At 67.2% G+C, this 23,208-nt stretch carries 17 protein-coding genes; 2 read left to right on the top strand and 15 right to left on the bottom strand.

The genetic code is table 11. The features are described from left to right. Positions 1-6: 6 nt before the first annotated feature. The 11 genes from RAH40_RS16515 to RAH40_RS16465 all read right to left on the bottom strand — a co-directional run bounded on the left by RAH40_RS16515 (position 7) and on the right by RAH40_RS16465 (position 14,587). Positions 7-1,005, bottom strand: coding sequence for a phosphate acyltransferase (locus tag RAH40_RS16515; protein ID WP_306598675.1), 999 nt, complete (start codon positions 1,003-1,005; stop codon positions 7-9). 143 nt (positions 1,006-1,148) lie between these two features. Further along, positions 1,149-2,912: a CocE/NonD family hydrolase gene (locus tag RAH40_RS16510; protein ID WP_306598674.1), complete on the bottom strand. Its 1,764-nt coding sequence runs from the start codon at positions 2,910-2,912 to the stop codon at positions 1,149-1,151. Positions 2,913-2,944: 32 nt separating this feature from the next. Next, positions 2,945-3,193 carry an acyl carrier protein gene (locus RAH40_RS16505; RefSeq protein ID WP_306598673.1) on the bottom strand — a complete coding sequence of 83 codons (249 nt, stop codon included), beginning with the start codon at positions 3,191-3,193 and terminating at the stop codon, positions 2,945-2,947. A gap of 101 nt (positions 3,194-3,294) precedes the next feature. Beyond that, positions 3,295-4,209 carry a LysR substrate-binding domain-containing protein gene (locus tag RAH40_RS16500; RefSeq protein WP_306598672.1) on the bottom strand — a complete coding sequence of 305 codons (915 nt, stop codon included), beginning with the start codon at positions 4,207-4,209 and terminating at the stop codon, positions 3,295-3,297. 8 nt (positions 4,210-4,217) lie between these two features. Further along, positions 4,218-4,937, bottom strand: coding sequence for a DUF554 domain-containing protein (locus RAH40_RS16495; RefSeq protein WP_306598671.1), 720 nt, complete (start codon positions 4,935-4,937; stop codon positions 4,218-4,220). 89 nt (positions 4,938-5,026) lie between these two features. Then, the gene (locus tag RAH40_RS16490) at positions 5,027-7,051 is read right to left on the bottom strand and encodes an FAD-dependent oxidoreductase (RefSeq protein ID WP_306598670.1); all 2,025 of its coding nucleotides are present in this window, start codon (positions 7,049-7,051) and stop codon (positions 5,027-5,029) included. A 10-nt stretch (positions 7,052-7,061) separates the two neighbouring features. After that, on the bottom strand, positions 7,062-8,540 hold the full coding sequence (locus RAH40_RS16485) for an FAD-dependent oxidoreductase (RefSeq protein WP_306598669.1): 1,479 nt from the start codon (positions 8,538-8,540) through the stop codon (positions 7,062-7,064). Positions 8,541-8,564: 24 nt separating this feature from the next. After that, on the bottom strand, positions 8,565-9,854 hold the full coding sequence (locus RAH40_RS16480) for an NADH-ubiquinone oxidoreductase-F iron-sulfur binding region domain-containing protein (RefSeq protein ID WP_306598668.1): 1,290 nt from the start codon (positions 9,852-9,854) through the stop codon (positions 8,565-8,567). A 7-nt stretch (positions 9,855-9,861) separates the two neighbouring features. After that, positions 9,862-11,892, bottom strand: a complete 2,031-nt coding sequence (locus tag RAH40_RS16475; RefSeq protein WP_306598667.1) for an FAD-dependent oxidoreductase — start codon at positions 11,890-11,892, stop codon at positions 9,862-9,864. 63 nt (positions 11,893-11,955) lie between these two features. Next, on the bottom strand, positions 11,956-13,242 hold the full coding sequence (locus RAH40_RS16470) for an MFS transporter (RefSeq protein ID WP_306598666.1): 1,287 nt from the start codon (positions 13,240-13,242) through the stop codon (positions 11,956-11,958). 91 nt (positions 13,243-13,333) lie between these two features. Further along, positions 13,334-14,587: a hypothetical protein gene (locus RAH40_RS16465; RefSeq protein ID WP_306598665.1), complete on the bottom strand. Its 1,254-nt coding sequence runs from the start codon at positions 14,585-14,587 to the stop codon at positions 13,334-13,336. 414 nt (positions 14,588-15,001) lie between these two features. Here RAH40_RS16465 and RAH40_RS16460 point away from each other — a divergent pair, with 414 nt between their 5' ends. Then, positions 15,002-16,396 carry a sigma-54-dependent Fis family transcriptional regulator gene (locus RAH40_RS16460; protein ID WP_306598664.1) on the top strand — a complete coding sequence of 465 codons (1,395 nt, stop codon included), beginning with the start codon at positions 15,002-15,004 and terminating at the stop codon, positions 16,394-16,396. Here RAH40_RS16460 and RAH40_RS16455 read toward each other — a convergent pair. From RAH40_RS16455 to RAH40_RS16440, 4 genes are all read right to left on the bottom strand, one after another. Further along, positions 16,393-17,337, bottom strand: a complete 945-nt coding sequence (locus RAH40_RS16455) for a flavodoxin family protein (protein WP_306598663.1) — start codon at positions 17,335-17,337, stop codon at positions 16,393-16,395. The genes RAH40_RS16460 and RAH40_RS16455 overlap by 4 nt on opposite strands. A gap of 20 nt (positions 17,338-17,357) precedes the next feature. Continuing rightward, positions 17,358-18,632 (bottom strand): MFS transporter, encoded by a 1,275-nt coding sequence (locus RAH40_RS16450; protein ID WP_306598662.1) that lies wholly within the window; start codon positions 18,630-18,632, stop codon positions 17,358-17,360. 270 nt (positions 18,633-18,902) lie between these two features. After that, positions 18,903-20,675 carry an anion permease gene (locus RAH40_RS16445; RefSeq protein WP_306598661.1) on the bottom strand — a complete coding sequence of 591 codons (1,773 nt, stop codon included), beginning with the start codon at positions 20,673-20,675 and terminating at the stop codon, positions 18,903-18,905. Positions 20,676-20,697: 22 nt separating this feature from the next. After that, positions 20,698-21,954, bottom strand: coding sequence for a porin (locus RAH40_RS16440; RefSeq protein WP_306598660.1), 1,257 nt, complete (start codon positions 21,952-21,954; stop codon positions 20,698-20,700). A 239-nt stretch (positions 21,955-22,193) separates the two neighbouring features. Here RAH40_RS16440 and RAH40_RS16435 point away from each other — a divergent pair, with 239 nt between their 5' ends. Beyond that, positions 22,194-23,192, top strand: coding sequence for an ABC transporter substrate-binding protein (locus RAH40_RS16435; RefSeq protein ID WP_306598659.1), 999 nt, complete (start codon positions 22,194-22,196; stop codon positions 23,190-23,192). Positions 23,193-23,208: the final 16 nt, after the last annotated feature.

Raw genomic sequence — 23,208 nt, 5'->3', positions numbered from 1 at the left:
CTTCCCCTATTCCCCGGCCCGGACCACGAGGATGGTCAGGTTGCCGACGATTTCGTCGATGGGCGCGCTGCGTGAAAAGTCCGTCACCGGCCTGGCGAACCCCTGCAGGAGGGGCCCGTGGGCCAGGGCGCCGCCGAACATCTGGATCAGCTTGACGCCGATGTTTCCCGCGTTGAGGTCCGGGAACACGATGATGTTGGCGCGGCCCGCGACCCGGCTGGGGCGCCGGACCTTCTTGGCGGCCACGGCCGGCTTGAGGGCCGTGTCGATCTGGAACTCGCCGTCGATGGCCAGGTCCGGCCTGCGCTCGTTGGCGATCCGGACGCCCTCCTTCACCTTGTCGGTGATCTCGTGCTGGCCGCTGCCGTCCGTGGAGAAGCACACCAGGGCCGCGCGGGGTTCCCACCCCAGGAGGCTCTTCATGGTGTCTGCGGTGGTGCAGGCGATGTCCGACAGTTCCGAGGCGGTGGGGTTCTGGCACACCGCGCAGTCCGCGATGGCGAAGAGGTTCCCCTCCGAGGTCTCGAAACCGGGCGCCTCCACGACCCCGAAGCTGGAGACGGTGGAGATGCCGTCCTGGAGCCCGATGAAGAGCTGGCTGGCCAGGACCACGTCGCCCGTGGAGCAGTCGATGCCCGCCGCGAGGCAGTCGGCCCGGCCCAGCTTCACCCAGGCGGCTGCGAAATTGAGCGGGTTCCTGAACTTCCGGTTCAGGGCCTTCTCGGAGAAGTCCTGGTTCACGGCCAGGAAGGCCGGGATGAGGTAGGCCAGGACGGCCTCGTCCTCGTTGTCCACGTAGTCGAAGCCCTTGGTGGACACCTGGAGTTCAGCGGCCCTGGCCTCGATGGCGTCCCTCTTCCCGACGAGGATGGGCCGGGCGATCCCGGCCTTCAGGAGCCGCTCGGAAGCCTGGAGGACCTTCTCGCTTCCGGATTCCGGGAAGATGATGGTCTTCGGATTCTGGACGGCCCGGGCGGTCAATTGGGCGATGAATTCACTGCTCATACCAGGATTCCTTTTCATGAATTTTCCCCGGCGCCTCTGCGTTTGATTTCCTTGCCAATGCATTCCCGACGATGGGGCAATGGACAGGCGCTCTGGCCAATCCAGGCAAGGAGCCAAACGCAGAGGCGCTGGGAAAAGCGGGACTAGCGCCGGGTGTACCCGCTCTTGGTCTTGTAGCGGGCCGGGATGACGGGGGCCTGCAGGTAGGACTCGTATTCCCCGCCGGTGTGGATGATGTGCCTGCCCTTGTTGTCGGTCTCCCAGATCAGGGGCTCGAACCAGCCTTCGCGGATGTAGCGGCCCGCCACCTGGACCCGCAGCTGCTGGCCCTTGTGGTAGAGCTTCGAGACCGGCACGATGGCGATGTCAACGGGGACGATCTGACCCTTGGCGAGCTTTTCTTCCTTCAACTGGGACTGCACGGGCTCGAACTTGGTGGTGAGCTTCTCGTCCAGGGCGCGGCGTGATACCCGCATCTTGCCCCAGGGGCCGGGATGGGGCTCGCCGAGGATGCTGGTGGGCAGCCAGTTGCCGTCCTCGTCGAGCTTCTGGACGTTGACCATGATGTCCATCTCGTCGTGGCCGTCGGCCTCCACCCAGAGGCGCAGCGACAGGTACCCGGTGATCTCGGTGTCCTCGTCGAAGGCCAGGTCGAAATTGGCCTGCTCGGTGGCGGGGTCATAGGAGACGCTGGACTTGACCGGCACGGGCTCCAGGGCTAGGGCGCCCTTGGCGGCATCCAGGTAGAAGCGCTTGTATTCGGTGCGGGCCAGGGGGAATTCCTTCTCCCCGCGGTAGGTCTGGTAGTCGAAGTCGTAGGCGTCCATGACCTCCAGGCGGTAGCGGGGGGTCAGCTCCCAGCCGTTGTGGATGTTCTTCAGGTACCGGTCGAAAAAGCGCTTGAGGTCCTCGATGTTGGCCGGGGTGCTGGCGTCGGGCCATTCCTGTTCCCGGTGGGCGCGCAGCCACTTCCGGGTGGACTTCATCTTGCGGAAGGAGTTGAAGGCGCCGTGCAGGTGGAAGTGGCTCCAGGAGGCGCAGGCGTAGACGGGGATCTTGACGTTGGCGAAGTTGGGAATCTTGTCTTCCCAGTACTTGTTCATGAAGGGGTAGGCCTTGGCGTTGGCCACCATGTCCTCCACCAGGGAAGGCCCGGTCAGGGACGCCACGACGAACTCGTTGAAGCCGAGCGCAGGGATGCCGCCCTCGTAGATGGACTCGCGGAAGATGTCGCAGGTGGCTTCCCAGGGGGCGATGCAGGCGAGGCTGGGGGGTTGCTGGGCGGCGATGCGGATCTGGGTCATGGCCACGAAGGAGTTGCCCGCCATGCCCACCTTGCCGTTGCACCAGTGCTGCTTGGCGACCCACTCGATGAAGTCGTACCCGTCCCGTGCGTCCTGGGTGCCCATGATGCAGATGTCGCCCTGGGAGTGGCCCACGCCGCGGGGGTCCACGTTGGCCACCGCGTAGCCCTGGTGGCACCAGTAGCCGGGATCGGCGGACTCGAACTTGCTCATGGTGGAGATGGTGCCGGGGGGAACGCCCATGACCTGCCATTCCGACATGCCGTCGCCGGGGCGCTTGCCGTAGGCGCTCCAGGACACCAGGACGGGGATGTTATCCTCGCCTTCCTTGCGGTAGATGTCGCAGTAGATCACCGTCCCGTCACGCAGGGTCACGGGGATGTCCTGCTCGCAGAGGATGCCGTCCTCGTTCTTGTAGGTGCGCTGGTTGAACTTGGCGCAGAAGCCGTGGGCCGTGGCGGCCAGGCCCTTCTCCTTGGAGAGGTCGAGGCCCTCGGCGGGGTCGATGGGCTCGCGGGCCTTGCGGTAGAAGACCTCGATCTCCTCGCCGTCGAAGACGATCTTCTTGGAGAACAACTGCGGTGCCGGACGCTGTTCGTGCATGCGGAATGCTCCTGGTTGGGTGGGGGTTTGAATCAGCCTTCGACGAGCTGTTCGACGTAGCCGGCGGCCTCGCCAAACGTCTTCTTGCGCTTGAATTCCATGTAGGGGATCTCCACGTCGAATTCGTCCTCGAGCACGGTGGTGATCTGGACGTAGTTGGCGGATTTGGCCTGCAGGTCGGTCTCGAACGACGTGCCGGCGGAAAGGGTGGCCGGATCGACCTTGAATACGTCGGCGGCGCGCTTGATGATCACGGCCAGTGCTTTGTCTCTAACGTCCATGACGAGTCCCTCGAAGTGGAACCGCGTGGTCATCGCGCGGTCTTATGCCTCAAGTCTCGGTCCCCGCTCCCCAGGGCGGAAATACCGTCTGGACATCAGAATCATTCGTTCCGGTTATCACCCGGGACGCCCGAGACCCTGTTGGTGAACAGCGGCACCACGTGGTTCAGGTTCTCCCGCTTCCAGGCCATGACCACGTCGATGGGCCTCTCGTCCAGCTCGCAGACCCGGAAGTCCTCGCTGTTGTAGATCCGGATCGTGGAGTCGAAAAGGCACACCCCCAGGCCGGATTCCACGCACATCAGCATGGATTCCACGTTGGGCAGCTGCTTGACGATGTTGGGGGTGAAGCCGTGGCGCCGGCACATGTCGATGGTCCCGTCGAAGGCCCTGGGCGATTCCTCCCGGGAGATGGTGACGAAGTTCTCGTCCTTGAGGTCCGCCAGGGTGAGCCGTTCCCGGGAGGCCATGGGGTGGGAGGCCGCCATCAGCACCACGGGCCTGGCCTGCTGGATGAAGTCGGAGAGGATCCCCAGGCAGTCCGCGATCTCGAAGGAGAGGGTGAACACCAGGTCCAGATCCCCGTGGATCAGCTTCTGGCGCAGGGTCTTGAAGGAGTGGCGCTCCAGCACCACCTTGACGCCCGGATAGCTGCTCTTGAAGTCGTTGATGGCCCGGCGCATGAAAACGCCGATCTCCATGGCCTCCAGGCAGCCGATGGTGATGCTGGCGTCCTGGCCCAGGTCCGGGTGCTGGGCCTTGGCCACGGCCGCCTCGATGCGCTCCTGGATGGAGGAGAGCTCCTTCAGGAGCACGATTCCCGCAGGGGTCATGCGCACCGAGCGCTTCGTGCGCAGGAAAAGCGGCACGCCGATGTCGTGCTCGAGCTGCGCCACCTGCTTGCTGATGGCGGGCTGGGACACGTAGAGGCTCTTGGCCGCCTCGGTGAAGTTCAGGTGGCGGGCCACGGCCAGGAAGTAGTCGATCTGCCGCATGCTGATCTGGTTGAGGTTCACGGATTCACCTAGTGCACAAGATACCGCGCCCAGAGGAAGGAAATGGGCATGATCAGCAGCAGGGCCGGCAGCATGTTGGCCACGTGGAAGTGCTTGATGCCGGCGATGCGGAACCCCGTGGCCACCATGATGAGCCCCCCGGCGGCCGAGAAGTCCGCGATCATGGCCGGGGACACCAGGGGCAGGATCCAGATGGACAGGAAGAACAGGGCCACCTGGATGAGGAAGTTGGGGATGGCCACCGCCACCAGGGAATACCCCAGGGCCGTGGCGAAGATCCCCACCGAGAACAGGTCCAGGACCGACTTGACGATGATCAGGGAGGTGTCCCCGGTCATGGCCTCGTTCATGGTCCCGAAGATCCCCGTACCGCTGGAGCAGATGAGCACCAGGATGGCCACGAACTGGTTCAGGAACTCCTCGTGGGAGAGGGCCTGGTTCCTCGGCTTGGCGATGCGGTCCACCAGGGTTCGGGTGTGGGTGGACAGCTTGATGATCCAGTCCTCCAGGTGGAGGAGTTCGCCCAGGGTGGTGCCCACCAGCAGGGCCAGGATGACCGCGGGGAAGTACTTCACGCGGATGATGGTGGCGATGCCCAGGCCCATGGCCGAGAGGCCGAAGACCATGGGAAGGCGGGTGCGCAGGTTCTGGCTGATCCTGTCGCCCAGGAAGGCGCCGGTGGAACTGCCGACGACCACCGTGGCAAGGTTGAGGTAGGGACCTATCATTCGGGACTCCAGTGTCGATTCAGGTTGGTGCCGTTCAACTTCAACTATTCCCAGCGCACGGCGGCGACCCGGAGCCTGTTCGTTGCGGGTCAGACGATGGACATGGCGGCCGTGTAGCCGTCCTGCACCGCCTCGCCCACCTTCCCGGGGCGGACGCAGTCGCCCACCTCGAACACCTGGGCCTTGCCCGCGGCCTCCCTCAGGAGCCGGGCGCTCTCGCTCCTGGCCGTGTAGCCCAGGCCGAGGACCACGGTGTCGGCCGGGAGGAAGGTCTCCCTGCCTTCGGCGTCGACGGCCGCGACACCGTCCTCCCGAATCTCCCTGCAGGTGGTGCGCACCAGGTTGCGGATGCCGACCTCGTCCATGCGGTCCAGGAGGGCCGTGCGGTGGATGCCGATGAACTCGGCCACCAGGCGCTCCTTCATTTCCACGACCACGACCTCGTGGCCCTTGTGGGCCAGTTCCAGGCCCACCTCGCAGCCCACGAGTCCGCCGCCGACCATGACCACGCGCCTGCCGATCCGCTCATCGGGCAGGAAGTAGGTGTCGAAGGCCTTCAGGGCCCGCTCCACCCCCGGGATGGGGGGCACGGCGGCCTCGGCGCCCAGGGCCAGGACCAGGGCGTCGGGGGCCATCTCCCGGACCACCTCGGGGGTGACCCGGGTGTTCAGGCGCACGGAGATGGCGCGCCTGCCCACCTCCCGCACCAGGAGTTCCTTGAAGTGGAAGAGGTCCTTCTTGTAGACGTCGTGGTCGGTGAGGCGCAGGGTCCCGCCCAGGCGGTCCGCCTCGTCCATGAGGATCACCTTGTGGCCGCGGTCGTGGGCGTCGATGGCGGCCTGCATGCCGCCGGGGCCGCCGCCGACCACCAGGAGCCTGCGGGACCCCTCGGGCCGGGGCCGGTCCTCGGGCAGCACCTTGTGGTGGGAGAAGGAATTCACGCTGTAGGGATTGATGGTACAGGAACCCAGGCCGGGGAAGTGGCGGCCCGGAGGGTCCGTCTCGTGCTCGCCGGAGGGGCCGGGGTAGCACACGCAGCAGCGCAGGCACTCGCGGATCTCGTCGCCCTTGCCCTTCACGGCCTTCATGGCGAAGTCGGGGTCGGCGATCATCTGCCGGCCCATGGATACGATGTCCGCCTTGCCTTCGGCGATGATGCGCTCGGCGTCGGCGGCGGTGGTGATGCCCCCCACCACGGCCACGGGGATGGTCACGGCCTTCTTGACGGCCGCGGCGTAGTCCGCGTTCAGGCCGTGGGGCCGGAAGATGGTGGAGAACTCGTTGGAGCGGGCCGGGCTGTAGTAGTGCCCGGCGGAGATGTGGATCAGATCCACCAGGCCCGTGCCTTCCAGCAGCCTGCAGAAGCCCACGGTGTCCTCGAGGGTGATGCCTCCGGGCAGGTTCTCCTGCCCGCTGAGCCGGATCTCGATGAGGAAGTCCGGCCCGCAGCGCTCGCGGATGGCCCGGAGGATGGCCATGGGAAACCGCCCCCGGTTGGCGATGCTGCCGCCGAATTCGTCGGTGCGGGTGTTGTTCCGGGGGGACAGGAACTGCCCGATCATCCAGCCGTGGCCGCAGTGCACGAAGACGCCGTCGAACCCGGCGGCCTGCATGAAGGCCGCGGCGGTGGCGAAGTCGTCCTGGACCTTGGCCATGGTCCCGGCGTCGAAGGCCCGCACCGGGGTGCCGTCGGGCCGGGTGAAGGCCACAGGCCCCAGGGGCTGGATGCCGTCCTCCAGGAGCGGCTTCTCGATGCCGAAGTGGGAGAACTCGGCCATGGCCACCGCGCCGTGGCGCTTGATGACGTCGGCGTTCTTCCGGAAGGTGGCGAAGGCCGGGGCCTCATGGTCCTTGAAATCGACCGTGAGGCGGATCATCTTCCCCTCGCCGGCCACGATGGGCCGGAGGGAGTCGTCGAAGTTCACGGAGATCTCCCCGTGCACCACGCTGGCGCACCCGCCCCTGGCGCGGTCCTCGATCATGCGGAGCACGCGCGCCGACAGGAACGGCACCAGGGTCAGGGACGAGAAGATCGTCGGCGCGGACTCGATGCGGTTGCGGAACGTGTGCTTGCCGATCCTGATGGGACTCGTGAGGTGCGGGTACGTCGTCATGGTGTCGGTCCTAGGCGTTGGCGGCGACGGCCGCGTTCTCGCCGGCGATGCGGCCGGAATTGAGGCAGAAGCCCATGGTGTTGCCGGGGAGGATGAAGGGGTAGCTCTGGCCGTAGATGGCGCAGGCGTCCACGCCCACGGCGTAGAGGCCGGGGATCACCTTGTGGTCGTCGGTCATGACTTCGGTCCGGTGGTTGATCCTGATGCCGCCCAGGGTGCCGTAGGCGCCCACGAACTGCCGGCAGGCATAGTACTTCGGCGAACCGATGGGCTGCATGAACTGCCGGTCCTTGTCGAAGAGGGGGTCGAAGTTCTTGGCGCATGAGGCGTTGTACTCTTCGACCGTCCGGGCCAGGCCCGCGGGGTCGATGCCCATCTTCTCCGCCAGCTCCTCGATGGAGTCCGCCTCGCAGACGTGGCTGTAGCCCTCGTCGGCCGCGGCCTTCATGGCGTTGTCGAACTGCTTGTAGAGGTCGTGGGGATGGACGTGGGACTGGATGTCCGGACCGTCCTTCTTGTAGTGCTTGAGCAGTTTGGCGTCGAAGATGGAATAGGCGATGTGGTCGGGCTGGGTGGCGATGGCGTTGCCGGTGAAGGTGGTGTTGGGGATGCCGTCCTCGTTCATGAAGCGCTCGCCCAGCTTGTTCACCCAGAGGCAGGGCTGGCGGAAGGCGCCGTCCAGGACGAAGTGGTTCATGTTGTCGGGAATCTGGTACATCAGCTCCAGGTTCATGTCCGTCCTGCCCGCGCCGGCTTCCCAGGCCATGCGGATGCCCTCGCCCACCATGCCCGGAACGGCGAAGGAGAAGAGGTTCTTGCCCCACTCGTAGCCCGTGGCCTCCTGGATCATCCTGGGGTTGGCGCCGAAGCCGCCGGTGGCGACGATGACGGCCCTGCCCCTGGCCTCGATCTCCTCGCCGTTCTTGTCCACGCCGAGGACGCCCACGATCCTGCCGTCCTCCACGAGGATCTTCTTCGCGGGGGTCTCCAGCAGGATCTCGACGCCCAGTTCCCTGGCCCGCTCCGTCATGCACTTGATCATGGCGCCGGCGGCGCGGGGGCCCGGCATGCCGCCGCCGATGGGCTTCACGAGGTGCCACACGGCCTCGGAGGTCGCGTAGCCCTTCACGGTCTCGGGCGCGGCGTAGGCGGGGGACACCCCCACGAACTCGACGCCCATCTCCTGCAGCCAGCCGATGGTCTCGCCGGACTTCATGTAGTAGTCCCGCACCAGGCGCGCGTCCACCTTCCAGTGGGTGAAGTTCATGTGCTTGCGGAAGGCCTCGAAGGGCGTGATGCTCACCATCTGGTGCTTCTGGACGCTGGAGCCGATGCCCAGGGGGCCCATGCCCATGTTGGCCGCGCCGCCGGTGGTGCCGGCCTTCTCGAAGGCGACGACCCTGGCGCCGTTCTCGGCGGCGGAGATGGCCGCAGCCAGGCCCGAGAGGCCCGCGGCGACGACGATGACGTCCGTTTCGATCTGCTTCATGGGGTTGCTCCTTGGAGGTGTGCGTTAACGCTTCTTCCAGGTGCCCACGGGAATGGGCTCCCTGGGGGTTCGGGGTTTCAGTGCGCCGGCCTTGGCCACGGCGGCCGCCTCCGGGGGACAGACGTCGAGGCAGAGACCGCACCTGGTGCAGGCCCCCGGGTCGATGACATGGATGTAGTCCTCCTCGCCTTCGATGGCGCCCTCGGGGCAGACCGCCAGGCACTTGCCGCAGCCCGTGCAGGTCTCGCCCAGGATGTGGAAGGTGACGTAGGCCCTGCAGACGAGGGCCGGGCAGCGCTTGCGCTTCAGGTGCGCGTCGAAGTCCCCGGCGAAGTGCCGGAGGCCGGAGAGGAGCGGATCGGGGGCCCGGCGCCCGATGGCGCAGAGGGACCCCTCCCGCAGGGCGGCGCCGAGTTCCTGGATCAGGGCCTCGTCGGTGCCCCGGGTCTCCCCCGAGGACGCGTCGGCCAGGAGTTCCTCGAGCTGGTGGCTCCCCTCCCGGCAGATGGTGCAGATCCCGCAGTTCTCGTAGGCGGTGAGGGCGAGGGCGCGGCGGGCCTGGTCCACCACGCAGTCCCCTTCATCCCCCACGGTGATCAGGCCGGTGGCCGGAACATCCAGGCCGTCCGCGGGGATGAAGCTTCCCTCCGCCAGCGCGAACTTGAAGGCCTTGGCGCCCCTCATCCCGCCGCACCGTTCGAAGATCACCGAACGCAGCGTCGTTCCGGGCGGAACCTCCAGCAGGCCGGGCCGGTTCACGGCGCCCCGCACCTGCACCAGCGAACCGGCCTCCCTCCCGGCGAAGCGGTGCGAGAGCGCGACCAGGTCCTCGATGGAGAAGACGGCCGCGGCCTTGCCGCCCAGTTCCACCCGGGGCGCCGACGCCAGGGCGGGCCGCCCTTCCAGGAGGCGAATCAGCGCCGTGTCCTCTGAGGCCATGAAGGCGCGCGGCACCACCGCCACCCGCAGGGCGGGCCCCCCGAGGCGCTCCAGGGCGGCGATCCCTTCCGCCAGTCCGGCTTCCGTCTCCACGGCAGCCACGGCCTCGGCGGCCCCCGCGGCGAAGGCGGCGAGCCACAGGCCCTCCAGGAACGCCAGGGGCGCGCGCTCCAGCAGCGCGGAGCGCACGGCGGCGCCCGGCAGGGTGTCCAGGGCCCGGGCCACCACGATGTCCGCGGCCCCGCCGCCCACCCGCGTCCGGGTGGCTTCGGGCCCCAGGGCCAGGGCCGCCAGGGCGCCGGGGAACTCCAGGCTCTCCCCGGAGAAGAGGGTCGAGCCGGAGCCCGGGATGCTTATTTCCAGCGACACGTCCATACCTCGATCAGTGGTGGGGATAGGAGCTCCAGAACCGGGGCTCGGAGAGGGTCAGGCGGAGGTCGCACTGGAGGCACCGCCCGGATTCCTCCAGGGCCTCCTCGCAGCGCCCCGCCGGGGCGAAGCCGTCCTTGTGGCCCAGGACGGATCCGGCCTCGGCCACGGGCGCGAGGACCTCCTCGATGCGCCCGTCGCCTCCCAGGAAGCGGTCCATGGACGCCGCGGCGGCGCGGCCCGCCGCTATGGCGGCGATGACGGACCTCGTGCCGTAGACCACGTCGCCCGCCGCGAAGACGCCGGGCCTGGCGGTGGCCAGGGTGGCGTCGTCCACCTTGATCCGGTTGCCATGCTCCAGGGGCAGGCCGAAGCCCTCGGAAAGGTCGGGGCGCTGGCCCACGGCCGTGATGAGGGTGTCGGCGGCCAGGACGAACCCGGACTCCGGCAGGACGTCCACCTCCACCTGGCCGCCGGGGCCGAAGCGGAAGGCGCTGATCGCCTCGCAGCGCACGCCGGCGATCCGGCCGTTCTGCCCCACGAGTTCGCGGACGTTCACCGACGTGTGGATCTCCGTGCCCTCCTCCAGGGCCTCGATGATCTCCTCGGCGCTGGCGCGCATGGCTTCGCGGGCCTCCAGGCACACGATGCGCACCTCCTTCGCTCCCAGGCGCCGCGCGACGCCGGCGCAGTCGAAGGCCACGTTGCCGCCGCCCAGGACCACCACCTTCTCGCCCACGGGCAGCGGTCCGCCCAGGGCGGCGGCCCGCAGGAAGTCGGTGTTCAGGAGGATGCCCTCCAGGCCGGAACGGGTGATGGGGAGCTGGATGCCCTGGTGGGCGCCGGCGGCGACCAGTACGGCGTCGTAGTCGTCCAGGAGCCCATCCACGGACTCGACCCTGCAGCCGGTGCGGATGTCCACCCCGGCGGCGCGGATCTCCTCGATCTCGGCGTCCAGGACGCCCGGGGTCAGCCTGTAGGCCGGGATCCCCACCCGCATCATGCCCCCCGCCTCCGGCAGGGCCTCCAGCACCGTGACGGCGTGGCCCTGCTTGGCCAGGTAGTACGCGGCGGTGAGGCCCGCGGGGCCGGAACCCACCACGGCGGCCTTCCGGCCTGTGGGCGGAAGGTGGCGGGAGCCGGCCTTCCAGCCGTCGTCGCCGTGCTCGACGGCGTAGCGCTTGAGGGCGCGGATGGAGATGGACTCGCTCAGCTCGCTGCGCCGGCAGGCGCCCTCGCAGAGGTGGTCGCAGATGAGGCCCAGCACGCCCGGGAAGGGCACCTTCTCCCGAATGACCGCCAGGGCCTCTCCGGGCTTGCCCTCGTGCACCAGGCGCACGTAGCGGGGGATGTCGATGCCCGCGGGACACGCCGTGCGGCAGGGGACGATGGCCAGCTTGCGGTTCACGTGTCCGTCCAGGAGGCCCTCCTGGTCCCGGATGGCGCCCGTGGGGCACACTTCGATGCAGCTTCCGCAGAAGCGGCAGTTCGCGTCCACCAGCGACAGGCCGTCCCGCACGCCCACCCGGAGGCGGCCGTCCTTCTTCACGAAGGTGAGGGCCCCGACGCCGCGGACGTCCTCGCAGACCCGCACGCAGCGGGCGCACAGGATGCAGCGGGTCATGTCGTGCATGACCAGGGGATTGGCCTTGTTGGCGGCCACGAGGTTGGGGCGCCTGCGCAGGCGCTGGTCGGAGACTTCCAGATACTGGATGAGGGACTGCAGCTCGCAGCTTCCGTATACGGGGCAACCGGTGCAGTCCGCGGGGTGCCCCGAGAGCATCAGCTCGATGGAGAGGCGGCGCTTTTGCTTCAGGCCCTCGGAGCGGGTGGTCACGACCATTCCCTCCCGGACCGGGGTGGTGCAGGAGGCGCATTGGGCGCCGCCCTCCTCCACGATGCACAGGCCGCAGGCCCCCAGCGGTTCGAGATCCGGGTGGGAGCACAGGTGGGGGATGTAGATGCCGGCGTCGAGGGAGGCCTTGAGGAGGGACGTGCCCGCCTCGGCTTCCACGCGAAGTCCGTCAATGGTGAGTTCGATCATGGTTCACACGCGCCGGAAGATTGAAAGGGGGGGAGCGGGCCCGGAGGCCCGCTCCCGGAAGTGCTAGTGACCGCCCAGGGCGAGGCCCCGTTCGCCCTTGACCGAGTTCCTGAAGATCTCGGGGGGGTTGAGGAACAGCGAGAAGAGGAAGCCGCAGAGGGCCACCAGGGAGACCGCGGCGATGGAGGCGTGGTAGAGGCCGGTCTTGTGGAGCAGGGTGGCGCCGACCACGACGCCGGCGGTGCCGCCGAAGATGCCCACGCCCATCCAGATGCCCGTCATCTTGCCCACGATGTTGCTGGGGAAGTGCATGGCGATGAAGGCGAGGGTGGTGGGGATGACCATGCCCTGGAAGAAGCCCACCAGCACGAGGCAGACGGGAAGGATGCCGAGGTTCCCGTAGACCAGGGGCGAGCGCACCGAAATGGAGAACACGGCGGCGCCGATGAAGCCCAGGCCGACCACGAGCTTGTTCTTCTCCTTGAAGACCTTGGTCAGCAGGAAGCCGCTGGCCACGGAGCCGATCATGAAGGAAACCTGCACCAGGCCCATGAACTTGCCGGCCAGGAGCACGCCGTGCCCGGCGCCCAGGGGCGACGGAGCGGAAAGGTACACCGGCGTCAGGTCATTGAAGGCCTGCATGACCCAGCTGAGGAAGAAGACGCAAAGGAGGCCCATGTAGAACACGGGGAGCTTGGCCGCGACGGCGAACTCGTGGCCGCCCCCGGCGGCTTCCGCGGCGACCTGCCGGGCGGCTTTGACGGGGGGCTTCCGGCCGAAGGCGATCACGGCCAGGAGGAGCACGCCCACGATGGGGAAGGCCGACATCCAGGAGGCCGCGGCCAGGAAGGAACCGGTCTTGACGAAGGCCATGGGCACGAAGACGAAGCCCAGGGCGATGCCCAGGGAGACGCCCATGCCCTGCACGCCCATGACGATGCCGCGTTCCTCGTGGGAGAACCACTCGACGCTCACCGCGCCCACCGAGGCCATGATGGGCCCGGCGCCGGCGCCTTCGAGGATGCGGGCCAGCACCAGCGTCCCGAAGCCGTTGCCGAACAGGGGCACCAGCAGGGTGGAGAGGGACAGGAGCACCACGCTCACGATCAGGGTCGGCACCCAGCCGAACCGGTCGCAGCAGAAGCCGCCGACGACGGCGCCGAGGGTGACGAAGAGCGTGAAGGCCACCATGAGCGCGCCCGTGGCCGCGCCCAGGCTCATGGCGTAGTGCTTGGCGATCTGCTCGAGGAGGGGGGCGGGCCAGATGAGCACCACGCCCTGGGCGACGGTCACGAAGACCAGTACGAAGAGGACGAACCAGCGGTATGCGGGATACGCGCGATCGGACATGTTTCTTCCTTTCTCGGAAGGAGGTTCGGGGAGTCCAGGGAAAGGGCGCCCGCAGGGGAGGGTTCCTCCCCGCGCAGGCGCCCGCGTTTCCCTAGAAGATGTAGAACGCGGCGCAGGTGAAGTACTTCTGGCTTTCCCTGTTCTTGGCCCCGGTCACCATCTCGACCACCGGAGCGGCGTTGGTGGGGGTCACGGAGGCGACCGCCATCAGGGCCGGCGACCCCAGGTCCAGGGTGGACCTCATGTTCACGAGCTTCATGTAGCCGGCCTGGGCCTTGAGGATGAGGCGGGGGAGCACGCAGATCTCGGCGCCCACTTCGATGCCCTTGTGGTTGTCGGCGCTGCCGCCGCCGGCGGGGGTGGTCCAGTTGAAGGGGGCGTTCCAGGTCGTGGGGGAGGCCATGCCCATGGCGTCGAAGCCCGCGTCGGCCTTGCGGAACTGCACGTAGAGGCCGCCGGTGCCGGGCATGAAGGGATTGGCGCCGAGCACCTGGGCCTTGACGAAGTAGGCCTTGGGGGCGTCGCCCTCGATGGTGGGGCTCAAGGGGTTGCCCACGCCCGCGACGGGGGTGTAGGTGCAGTTGATCTTCTTGGCCATGGCGCCGTTGTTGGTGGCGTACTCGCCGGTGAGCGTGAACCAGGGGGTGTGGTTCGTCTCGTACTTGTACTGGAACCCGAAGGCGGTGGACTTGTAGAGCGCGCCGCCCAGGTGGTCGGAGGCCACGGTCTGGTCGCTGGTCTCTCCGAAGTAGGCGGCGGACAGGGTCAGGCCGGCCACGGGCGTGAGCTTGACGTCGCCGGCGAGGTACGTGTAGGAGCTCTTGTCGGCCACGGCGGTGGTGCGCTCGCCGGGGTTGCCGAAGCGGGTGAGGAACGCCTGGGCCTTGACGTATTTGTTGCCGGTGGAGAGGTGCACGCCGTCCATGAAGGGCGCGCCGCCCAGGGTGCCCAGACCCACGTCGAAGAAGAACCGGCCCAGGGCGATCTCGGATGCGCCGAACTTGGCGGCCACGTACCCTTCCTTGATCTGGAGGTCGGTCTTGGTGGTGCGGCCGCCCAGGTGCTCGGCTGCGACGATGGCGTGGAAGCGGGTCTTGCCGTCGAACTGGTTGTCGACGTTGAACCACACCAGCTCGCGGGTCTCGCTCTTGTTGTAGGCCGGGCCGTAGTTGGCGACCTGGGCGAGGCCGGCCTCGGAAGCCGTCACGCGGGGATTCTCGATGGACTCGTAGCGGAACTGCATGAAGCCCGTGAACTTGAGACCGGGCGCTTCCGCGGGGGGAGCCTGGGCCATGCCGATGGCGGCGAAGCCGAGCGCGGTCAGGGCAGTGAGGGTTCTGTTCATTACAACCTCGTTGGTTGAAATTGAGTGGGGAGGGCCGGACAGGCTGTCCGGATGAGTTGGGAAGGGTGCGGGGATTCCAAGGCGGACTGGGGTGGTGCTCCTCCCGAGGCCGGAAGGCCATAGCCGGCAGGGCTACGCCGAATCGAGGGCGGCAGGCCTTCGAATTCCTGGGTCTTGAGGAGGGGTTGACAATCCCCGTGTTCAGATTTCACATTGACAATGCAGCAACTATGCCAAGTGTTTGCATATCCAAAAATCAATCAAAATCAATATTTACAAATTGGATGGGCCCACACGCGAATCGGCCGCCGGACCAACAGTGGACAATCGTTCACCGCACGTGTTCACATTCTTTACCATCTCATCGTCTTATCGGCGTGAGCGGATGGCAGCCCCCATGGAGAGACGCATCCGATGGCCCTTGAACTGTCCCTCAACGACCTCAAGACCCGCGGCGGCGTGCTGGACGAGCTCCTGGAGGAGGCCTTCGACGGGGCCGTGGTCCTGGACGCCAAGGGCATCATCCTCCACCAGACCCGCAAGTCGGTGGATCTCACGGGCGACCCGCTGGAGAACACCATCGGCAGCCACATCAGCATCAAGCACCCCGCCAGCCCCTTCGACAAGGTGCTGGCCACGGGGCGGCCGGAGCTGGGCATCCTGGTGGTGATCAACGGGCGCAAGTGCATGACCGACCTCCACCCCGTCTTCTGGAAGGGCGAGGTCACCGGCGCCATCGGCACCCTCCTCTTCCGGTCCATGAGCCGGCTGAAGAAGATCATCACGAGCCTCTCCGAAAGCAGCGACGCCGAGGGCCTGGACATCTACAACGCCGTGGCCCGCATCGACTCCAACTACACCTTCGACGACTTCATCGGGGAGAGCCCGGCCGCCCAGAAGCTCCTGACCCACTGCCGCAACGTGGCCCGCAAGCGGGTCCACCCCATCCTCATCCTCGGCGAGACCGGCACCGGCAAGGAGATCCTGGCCAGCGCCTTCCACTCCGGGAGCCTGGACCGGTCCTTCAGCCCCTTCGTGAAGATCAACTGCACCGCCATCCCCAACGACCTCCTGGAGTCCGAGCTCTTCGGCCACGAGAAGGGCGCCTTCACCGGGGCCGTGGCGGCCAAGAAGGGCAAGTTCGAGCTGGCGTCGGGCGGCTCCATCCTCCTGGACGAGATCGGCGACATGGACCTGCGGCTCCAGGGCAAGCTCCTGCGCGTCCTGGAGGAGGGCGAGTACGAGCGCATCGGCGGCACCCGGGTGATGCCCCTCAACGCCCGGATCATCGCGTCCACCAACCACGAGCTCAAGGAGGCCTGCCGGAGCGGCAAGTTCAGGCCCGACCTCTACTACCGCCTCAGCTCCGCCGAGATCCGCATTCCCCCCCTGCGGGCCCGGCGGGAGGACATCCCCCTTATCGCCCGCCACCTCATCGCCAAGGCCGGCCTGAACCTGTCCCTGTCCCCCGGGGCCATGGAGGTGCTCATGGGCTACCACTGGCCCGGCAACGTGCGGGAACTGCGCAACGTCGTGCGCTGGTGCAGCTTCCTGGAATCCGAGGCCCCCATCACCGCCGAGGAGGTCCTCCAGGTCCTGGCCGACCCCGACGACGACGAGGCCCAGGCCCCCCTGCCCCGGCCCGCCCAGGTCTCCCTGGGCGGATCGGAGCGGCGCGCCCTCATGGAGGCGCTGGAGCTGGACCGGTTCAACCTGACCCTGGCGGCCAAGCGGCTTGGAATCAGCCGCACGACCCTGTACAACAAGATCCGCAAGCACGGCATCCAGATCAAGAAGACCCAGCGCTAAACCTTGGCCTTCACCCGCTCGGGCTTGTAGTCCACGTACTTCTTGCGCCTCCCGTTGATGGTCTCCATGTTCATGAAGAACTTCTGCATGGTTTCCTTGATCTCGAAGAAGTGGTCCTTGGCGCCCATGCCGTTGAGCATGGAGCGCTCGCGCCCGTTGGCCTGCAGCACGAAGGTCCAGCGTCCGTCGGCGCCCTTCTCCAGGTCCCCGCCGCAGTGGCAGATGGGGCACTCGATGGGGAAGCCGCCGCCGTTCCAGAGCGGCTGGCCCAGGGACAGCACGTTGGAGTGGCACTCGGGGCACCAGCCCAGGCCGGGATCGCCCAAAAAGCCCGTGCCCTCGTAGTCCTTGATCCCCTTCACGACGTTCTCGCCCAGCTGGCGGGCCCGGAGGAGGGCCTCGTCGTCCAGCAGGATCTGGCCGGGGCGGGGCGCGCGGTTGGCCATCATCTGGTCCACCACCTTGATGTCCTGGCTCAGCATGTTGATGTTGATGCACTCCAGGGTCAGGGACATCCAGCTGCGGGTGGAACCGCCGTTGCCGATGATGGCGCCCACCCGGTGCCGGAAGTAGGCCTGGTTGCCCACCTGCTTATGGAAGTTGGGCTCATAGGCCAGGAAGCGGTCCGAGAAGACCCGCCAGATGCCCGCGGGCATGAAGGAGTACGCGGGCACGGCGACGATGACGCCGTCGGCCTCCAGCCACTCCTTCATGATCGCGTCCATGTCGTCCTTGTCCTTGTTCACGCACTCGGGGGCCTCGTGCTTCTGGGTGAACTTCACCGTGCAGGACTCGCACCCGGTGCAGGGGCGAATGTCGTAGTCGTGCAGGTTGAGGATCTTGACCTCCGCGCCGAGCTCCTCGGCCCGCATCAGGGCCTCCTTGGCGAGGATCTCGCCGTTGCCGCCGCGCCGTCCTGCCAGGACCGCCAGTACTTTCATGGGTCACTCCTTGAGTTAGGTTACTGTTTCTCAGCCTGGGACGCTTCGGCGGCCACGTTGAAGCCCTTCGGGAGCCGCAGGGCCAGCACGGCCGCCGCCCCGAACAGCGTGACGCCGGCCAGGACGTTCATGGACGCCCAGTAGTAGCCGGTCTTGTGCAGCAGCGCCGAGCTGACCCCCAGGCCCACGGTGGCCCCGAAGATGGTCAGCCCCATCACCAGGCCGCCGAGGCGCCCCGAGATGTTGGCGGGATAATGCTTGGCGATGTAGCCGTAGACGGTGGGGTTCACGAAGGACGAGAAGAAGAGGATCCCGCAGGGCACCAGGATGAGCAGGGCCGTGTTGGCGGGGTGGAGGCTCCGCACCGTCAGCACCAGCAGGCCGGCGATGCCGCAGCCGAAGAAGATGGTCGGCTTGGGGTTCCCCTTGAAGATCTTCTCGGTGATCACCGGCGCGAGGAGGGTGCCGATGGCCATGGCGTACGAGGCGTAGACCAGCTTCGAACCGGCGCCCATGGGCCCCAGGCCCAGGCCCACCGGCTGGGCGACGGCGTAGAAGCCGTTGGCCATGTCGTTGTAGGCCTGCTGGCACCAGGAGTCGATGAAGCCCATGAGGCAGAGGACGTAGAAGGTGATGTAGGTGACGGCCTTCCTGAAGTCGGCGGAGGAGGCCTGCTGGCTGTCGCGTCCTTCGCAGGCCGCGCTGTTGGGCGCCTTGGGGCCGAAGTGGACGATGAGGGCGAACACCAGCCCGATGGCCGGCAGCAGGGCCGTGGCCGCCAGGGCCAGCTGCCAGCTGTGGGTGACGTTGAACACGGCCGGGGCGTAGACCACCCCCATGGCGATGCCGATGGACACCGAGAAGCCCTGCACGCCGGCCACGTAGGTGCGCTCCTCGTACTTGAACCACTGGGCGCAGCACGTGGTGATGGAGCTGGAGACGGGCCCGTTCACCAGGCCCTGCACCGCCCGCAGGGCGATGAGGCCCCCGATCGTCTTGCCGAATACGGGGATCAGGAGGGTGGCCACGATGGCCACCACCGAGCAGATGATCCACATGGGCACCAGCCCGATGCGGTCGATGATGAACCCGCCGACGAGGGCCGAGATGGCCGTGCACAACACGAAGACCAGCATCGTCGAGGCCAGCACCACGCCCAGGTCCACGTGCAGGTCCCGGGCGATCTCGCCGGCGAAGGGCGTGGGCGCGATCATGATGGAGAGGGAGGCCGCCGTCACGATGAACATCGTCACCAGGACGAACCAGCGGTACTTCGTATAGATGATCTCTGCCATGGACGTCCTCGCCGAAGGGTGGGCAGGCCTCCGCCCCGTCCGGGGGACTGTTCAGGCTCTGCTCTTGGTTTCACATATACTTAGCAATAGCCTTGCCAGTTCTCGCACTGGATATAACTACCTTCTTATCCTTTGATTACGCCATCCGCCCCCCGGCCCCGCCCCGGCCGGCGGGTGCCAGGACTGGACGAACGTAAACGACCATTGTCCAGTTTCGTTACACAAAACGGGCCGCTTGCGCGGCCCGTTCCCGTTCCCGAGGTTCCGGGGCTACCAGAGGCCCAGCACCTTCCACCAGGCGCCGCCCACGAACACCCAGATGGCGATGTTCACGAGGCTGATGATGAAGCCCAGGCGCCACCAGGTCCCGATGGGCACGTAGCCCATGCCGAACATGGCCGCGGCGGGGCCGGTGCCGTAGTGGGTCATGCTGGCGTGCAGGTTCGAGAAGAAGCACAGCACCAGCGCGGCCAGCATGGGCGGAGCGCCCAGGGTGATCGACACGCCCAGGAACGCGGCATACATGGCGCCCACGTGGGCGGTCATGCTCGCGAAGAAGTAGTGGGCGTAGAAGTAGGTGAGGCAGAGCACCAGGAACCCGAAGATCCAGCCGTGGCCGGCCATGGACGCGCCCACGACCTTGCTGAACCAGGGGATCATGCCCAGCTTGTTGAGGAAGCCCGCCATCATGATGAGGCCGCCGGTCCAGATCAGCACGTCCCAGGCGTTGTGCTCGGCCAGCACGTCGGTCCAGTGCAGGACGCCGGTGAGCAGCAGGAGGCCCAGGCCCAGCAGGGCGGCGGTGGTGCCGTCCATGCCCAGGTACTTGTCGCCGAAGACCCACAGGAGGAGGACGATGGCGAAGACGCCGGTCATCAGCCACTCGGACATGGACAGGCGGCCCATCTCCCTGAGCTTGCTGGTGGCCATCTCCACGGCCTCGGGGGTCTCGGTGATCTCGGGCTTGTAGAGCTTGTAGAACACGTAGGGAATGACCAGCAGGCCCACGAGGCCGGGCACGATGGCCGCCACGAACCAGCTGCTCCAGGTGATGGTGATCCCGAAGTCGGCCGCGAATTTTTGCGCCATGGGGTTGGCGGCCATGGCGGTGAGGAACATGGCGCTGACGATGAGGTCGATGTTGAAGCAGGTCATGGTGAGATAGGCGCCCATCTTGCGCTCGGTGCCGTCCCCTGGGTTGGAGCCGTAGGCCCGGGCCAGGCTGCGCATGATCGGCATGATGATGCCGGCGGTGCGGGCCGTGTTGCTGGGCACCACGGGGGCCAGGCAGAACTCCGTGGCGGCGAGGCCGTAGGCCAGGCCCAGGGTGCGCCTGCCCAGGAGCTTCATGAAGAAGTAGGCGATGCGCGTGCCCAGGCCCGTCTTGATGAAGCCCCGGGCGAACATGAAGGCCACGATGATCAGCCAGAGGGTCTTCTCGGAGAACCCGCTGAGGCTGTCCCCGATGGACAGGGTGCCGGTGATGGCCGTGAGGCCCACGCCGATGATGGCCACGGCGCCCATGGGCAGGGGCCGCAGGATGATGCCCAGGATGGTGGCCACGAAGATGGCGAAGAGGTGCAGGGCCCGGACCCAGTCCTCCTGGCGCAGCTTCTCGGCGGCCGCCTTGGCCTTGGCGTCGGCCTCGGCCTTGACCTTGGTTTCGGCGTCGGCCTTGGCCTTGAGGCCGGCCTCCACCTTGGCCTTCACTTCGGCCTCGATCTGGGCGGCGGCCAGCTCCTTGGCGGAGGGTGCGGGCTTCTTGACCGCCTTGTCGGCCACCGGGGCAGCGGCCGGAACCTTGGCCGCCTTGTCGGCCGGAGCGGGCGCGACGGTCTTGTCGCCGGCGGGCTTGGCGGGAGCCTTGTCCTTCTTGGCGGAAGCGGCCTTGGCTCCCGCGGAACCCGCGAAGAGCTTGGCGTCCGGCACCGGAGCGAACCGGGGCAGGACGAAATAGAGGAGGCAGCCGACCAGGACGGTCGCCAGCAGCTGGAAGGGTTTTGCGCCCTGCCATCCGCTCTTTTCGGGCGTTGGATTCGACATGTGGGTTTCCTTTCGACCGGCGCTACAGCGCGGAAATCCGGAGGCCGACGCCGTACTCGGCCTGGTTGTCCTTGAGGATGGTCGTGGACAGCTTGTAGGCGTCGTGCAGCTTCTGGTAGTCGTAGATGGCGTAGGCTTCGATCTTCCTGCTCAGGTGGCGCCGCACGCCGGCGTAGTAGGAGTCCTTGCTGCCGGTGGTGTAGAAGGCCAGGTTCGCGCCGTTGGCGAAGGCGTTGGGGATGGTGCCGATGGCGGTGGCCATGCCCGCGTGGTCGACCTTGATGGTCTGGACGCCCGCATACAGGGTCCACTTGGGGTTCACCTTGTAGGAAGCGGACAGGGTGTAGGCGTTGTCGGAGCGGTCGGGATGCGCGCCGCCCTGTTCGGCGGTGTAGTGGAAGTAGCCCGCGTTGACCTTGAGGGCCGGGGTGAAGAGGACGTTGCCGCCCACGGACATGGACTTCTGGGTGAAGCCGGCGTTGTTGGCCTGGGTGTAGAAGGCGGACATGTGCCAGTTCCTGGCGTTCCAGCCCAGGGCCACGGCCCCGGTGGAGTTCTTCACGGTGGTGTTGGTCTCGTAGTTGAGGTTGTAGGAGGCGCCGAAGCACAGGCCCTCGTCGTTCATCTTCTTCCAGACGATGCCCTTGTCCTGGCGCGTCTGGGCGGGGCCGCCGGTGGTGGGGCTGAGGCTGACGGCGCCGGCGTAGTACACCAGGGACTTGAAGAAGGAGTTGTTGGTCCAGCCGCCCTCGTCGTAGTTCACTTCGGCGTGGTTGAAGGGGTCGCAGTAGATCACGGAGAAGTCCCGGGCCAGGGTGTTCTGGCGCCCGATGGTGAGCTTGCCGATGGCCTTGCCGCTGATGCCGATCCAGGCGTCCCGGTTGAAGAGCACGTTGGTCTTGCCCTGCTCGCCGTCGAAGAGGAAGTATTCGCTTTCCAGCTTGTAGATGATGTCGAGATCCTCGACGTTGGTCTTCAGCAGGCCCTTGAGACCCCAGCGGTTGCCGCTGAAGAAGGGCTCGCCCATGTCGAACTTGTTGCGGCCGTCGGCGGTGGCGTTGGTCTTGTTGACCAGGGTCAGGTCGATGAGGATGTAGGGCGTGAGGGCCTCGGGGAAGGTGAGGGGACCGGCGGCGGGCTTCTGGGGGGCGACCTTCTTCTCCAGCTCGGCGATGCGGGCCTTCTGGGCGGCCAACTCGGCCTGCACGTCGACGGTCTGGGCCTGGAGGCAGCCCGCCACGAGCGTGGTGGAGAGGCCGAGGATCCGGGTGAAGTTCATGGGGATTCCTTTCGGAAAGGGGGCGTTTCGGACAAAGCCCAGGCCTCCGGCGGAGGCCGGAAGGTCGGACTTCAAGGCAGACGGATGACAGGTTCTGGTATTGAATTTAGGTACCGGACCTTTCGGTCAGCTTTCAGCGGCCGTCCCTGTGACAACCATCACGCGACCCGACCCTTTCCCCCGGAAATCGGCCATCCTGGCATGGGGCCGGCCGCCCCACCCGCCCGGCAGGAGCCGCCATGGATTCGAGATTCTTGCAGTGCCTGCTCGCCCTTGCCCTGGCTGCCGGCCCGGGCCGCGCGGCGGCCGGCGAGCGCATCACCCTGATGGTGGGCGGGGTCGAGAAGATCATCTACCTGCCGGTGAAGCTGGCCGAGCAGCTGGGCTACTTCGGGGCCGAGGGCCTGGACGTGGAGCTGCGCAGCGAGTGGTCCGGCATCCACGGGGCGGACGTCCTGCTGGTGGGGGCCGTGCAGGGGGTGGTGGGCTTCTACGACCATACCCTCTACATGCAGTCCAAGGGCAAGGCCCTGGTGAACGTCATCCAGTTCTCCCAGGCGCCGGGCGAGGTGGAGCTGGTCTCGGCCAAGGTCCCGGGCAGCGTCCGGTCCATGGCCGACCTCAAGGGCTGCACCCTGGGCGTGACGGGCCTGGGCTCCTCCACCCAGTTCCTGACGCGGTACCTGGTGCTGGCCGCAGGGCTCAAGGCCGGCCAGGTGAACTACCTGCCCGTGGGCACGGGGGACAACTTCATCAACGCCATGACCCGCGGCGCCATCCAGGCCGGGATGACCACGGAGCCCACGGCCTCCCGGATGCTCAATTCCGGCCAGGCCCGGGTTCTGGTGGACCTGCGCACTCCCGAGGACACCATCAAGGCCCTGGGCGGCGTCTACCCCTCGGCCTGCGTCTACATGCAGACCGCCTGGGTGGCCCGCCACAAGCCCGAGGTCCAGAAGCTCGTGAACGCCCTCGTCAAGGCCCTGCGCTACATCCAGACCCACACCGCCGCGGAGATCGCCGCCCACATGCCCGCGGACTACTACGGGGGGGACCGGGCCACGTACGTGAAGGCCCTGGGCCGCAGCAAGGCCATCTTCATCCCCGACGGCCGCATGCCCGAGGGCGGCCCCGCCCACGTGCTCAAGGTCCTCCGAAGCACCGAGAAGAGCCTCCAGGGCAAGACCATCGACCTGGCCAGCACCTACACCCTCGAATTCGTCACCGCCATCCGCTGAAGGAGCCCGACGCCCC

This window comes from Geothrix sp. 21YS21S-2, assembly GCF_030846775.1.
In the GTDB taxonomy this organism is placed as follows: domain Bacteria; phylum Acidobacteriota; class Holophagae; order Holophagales; family Holophagaceae; genus Mesoterricola.
Note: the sequence above shows the minus strand (reverse complement) of the source record. Positions and strands in the feature narration are given on the sequence as shown.

Coding starts and splice junctions, on each gene's coding strand:
- RAH40_RS16515 (WP_306598675.1), bottom strand. CDS start 1,005: ATGAGCAGTGAATTCATCGCCCAATTGACCGCCCGGGCCGTCCAGAAT.
- RAH40_RS16505 (WP_306598673.1), bottom strand. CDS start 3,193: ATGGACGTTAGAGACAAAGCACTGGCCGTGATCATCAAGCGCGCCGCC.
- RAH40_RS16435 (WP_306598659.1), top strand. CDS start 22,194: ATGGATTCGAGATTCTTGCAGTGCCTGCTCGCCCTTGCCCTGGCTGCC.
- RAH40_RS16445 (WP_306598661.1), bottom strand. CDS start 20,675: ATGTCGAATCCAACGCCCGAAAAGAGCGGATGGCAGGGCGCAAAACCC.
- RAH40_RS16495 (WP_306598671.1), bottom strand. CDS start 4,937: ATGATAGGTCCCTACCTCAACCTTGCCACGGTGGTCGTCGGCAGTTCC.
- RAH40_RS16460 (WP_306598664.1), top strand. CDS start 15,002: ATGGCCCTTGAACTGTCCCTCAACGACCTCAAGACCCGCGGCGGCGTG.
- RAH40_RS16465 (WP_306598665.1), bottom strand. CDS start 14,587: ATGAACAGAACCCTCACTGCCCTGACCGCGCTCGGCTTCGCCGCCATC.
- RAH40_RS16480 (WP_306598668.1), bottom strand. CDS start 9,854: ATGGACGTGTCGCTGGAAATAAGCATCCCGGGCTCCGGCTCGACCCTC.
- RAH40_RS16450 (WP_306598662.1), bottom strand. CDS start 18,632: ATGGCAGAGATCATCTATACGAAGTACCGCTGGTTCGTCCTGGTGACG.
- RAH40_RS16490 (WP_306598670.1), bottom strand. CDS start 7,051: ATGACGACGTACCCGCACCTCACGAGTCCCATCAGGATCGGCAAGCAC.
- RAH40_RS16475 (WP_306598667.1), bottom strand. CDS start 11,892: ATGATCGAACTCACCATTGACGGACTTCGCGTGGAAGCCGAGGCGGGC.
- RAH40_RS16455 (WP_306598663.1), bottom strand. CDS start 17,337: ATGAAAGTACTGGCGGTCCTGGCAGGACGGCGCGGCGGCAACGGCGAG.
- RAH40_RS16470 (WP_306598666.1), bottom strand. CDS start 13,242: ATGTCCGATCGCGCGTATCCCGCATACCGCTGGTTCGTCCTCTTCGTA.
- RAH40_RS16440 (WP_306598660.1), bottom strand. CDS start 21,954: ATGAACTTCACCCGGATCCTCGGCCTCTCCACCACGCTCGTGGCGGGC.
- RAH40_RS16485 (WP_306598669.1), bottom strand. CDS start 8,540: ATGAAGCAGATCGAAACGGACGTCATCGTCGTCGCCGCGGGCCTCTCG.
- RAH40_RS16510 (WP_306598674.1), bottom strand. CDS start 2,912: ATGCACGAACAGCGTCCGGCACCGCAGTTGTTCTCCAAGAAGATCGTC.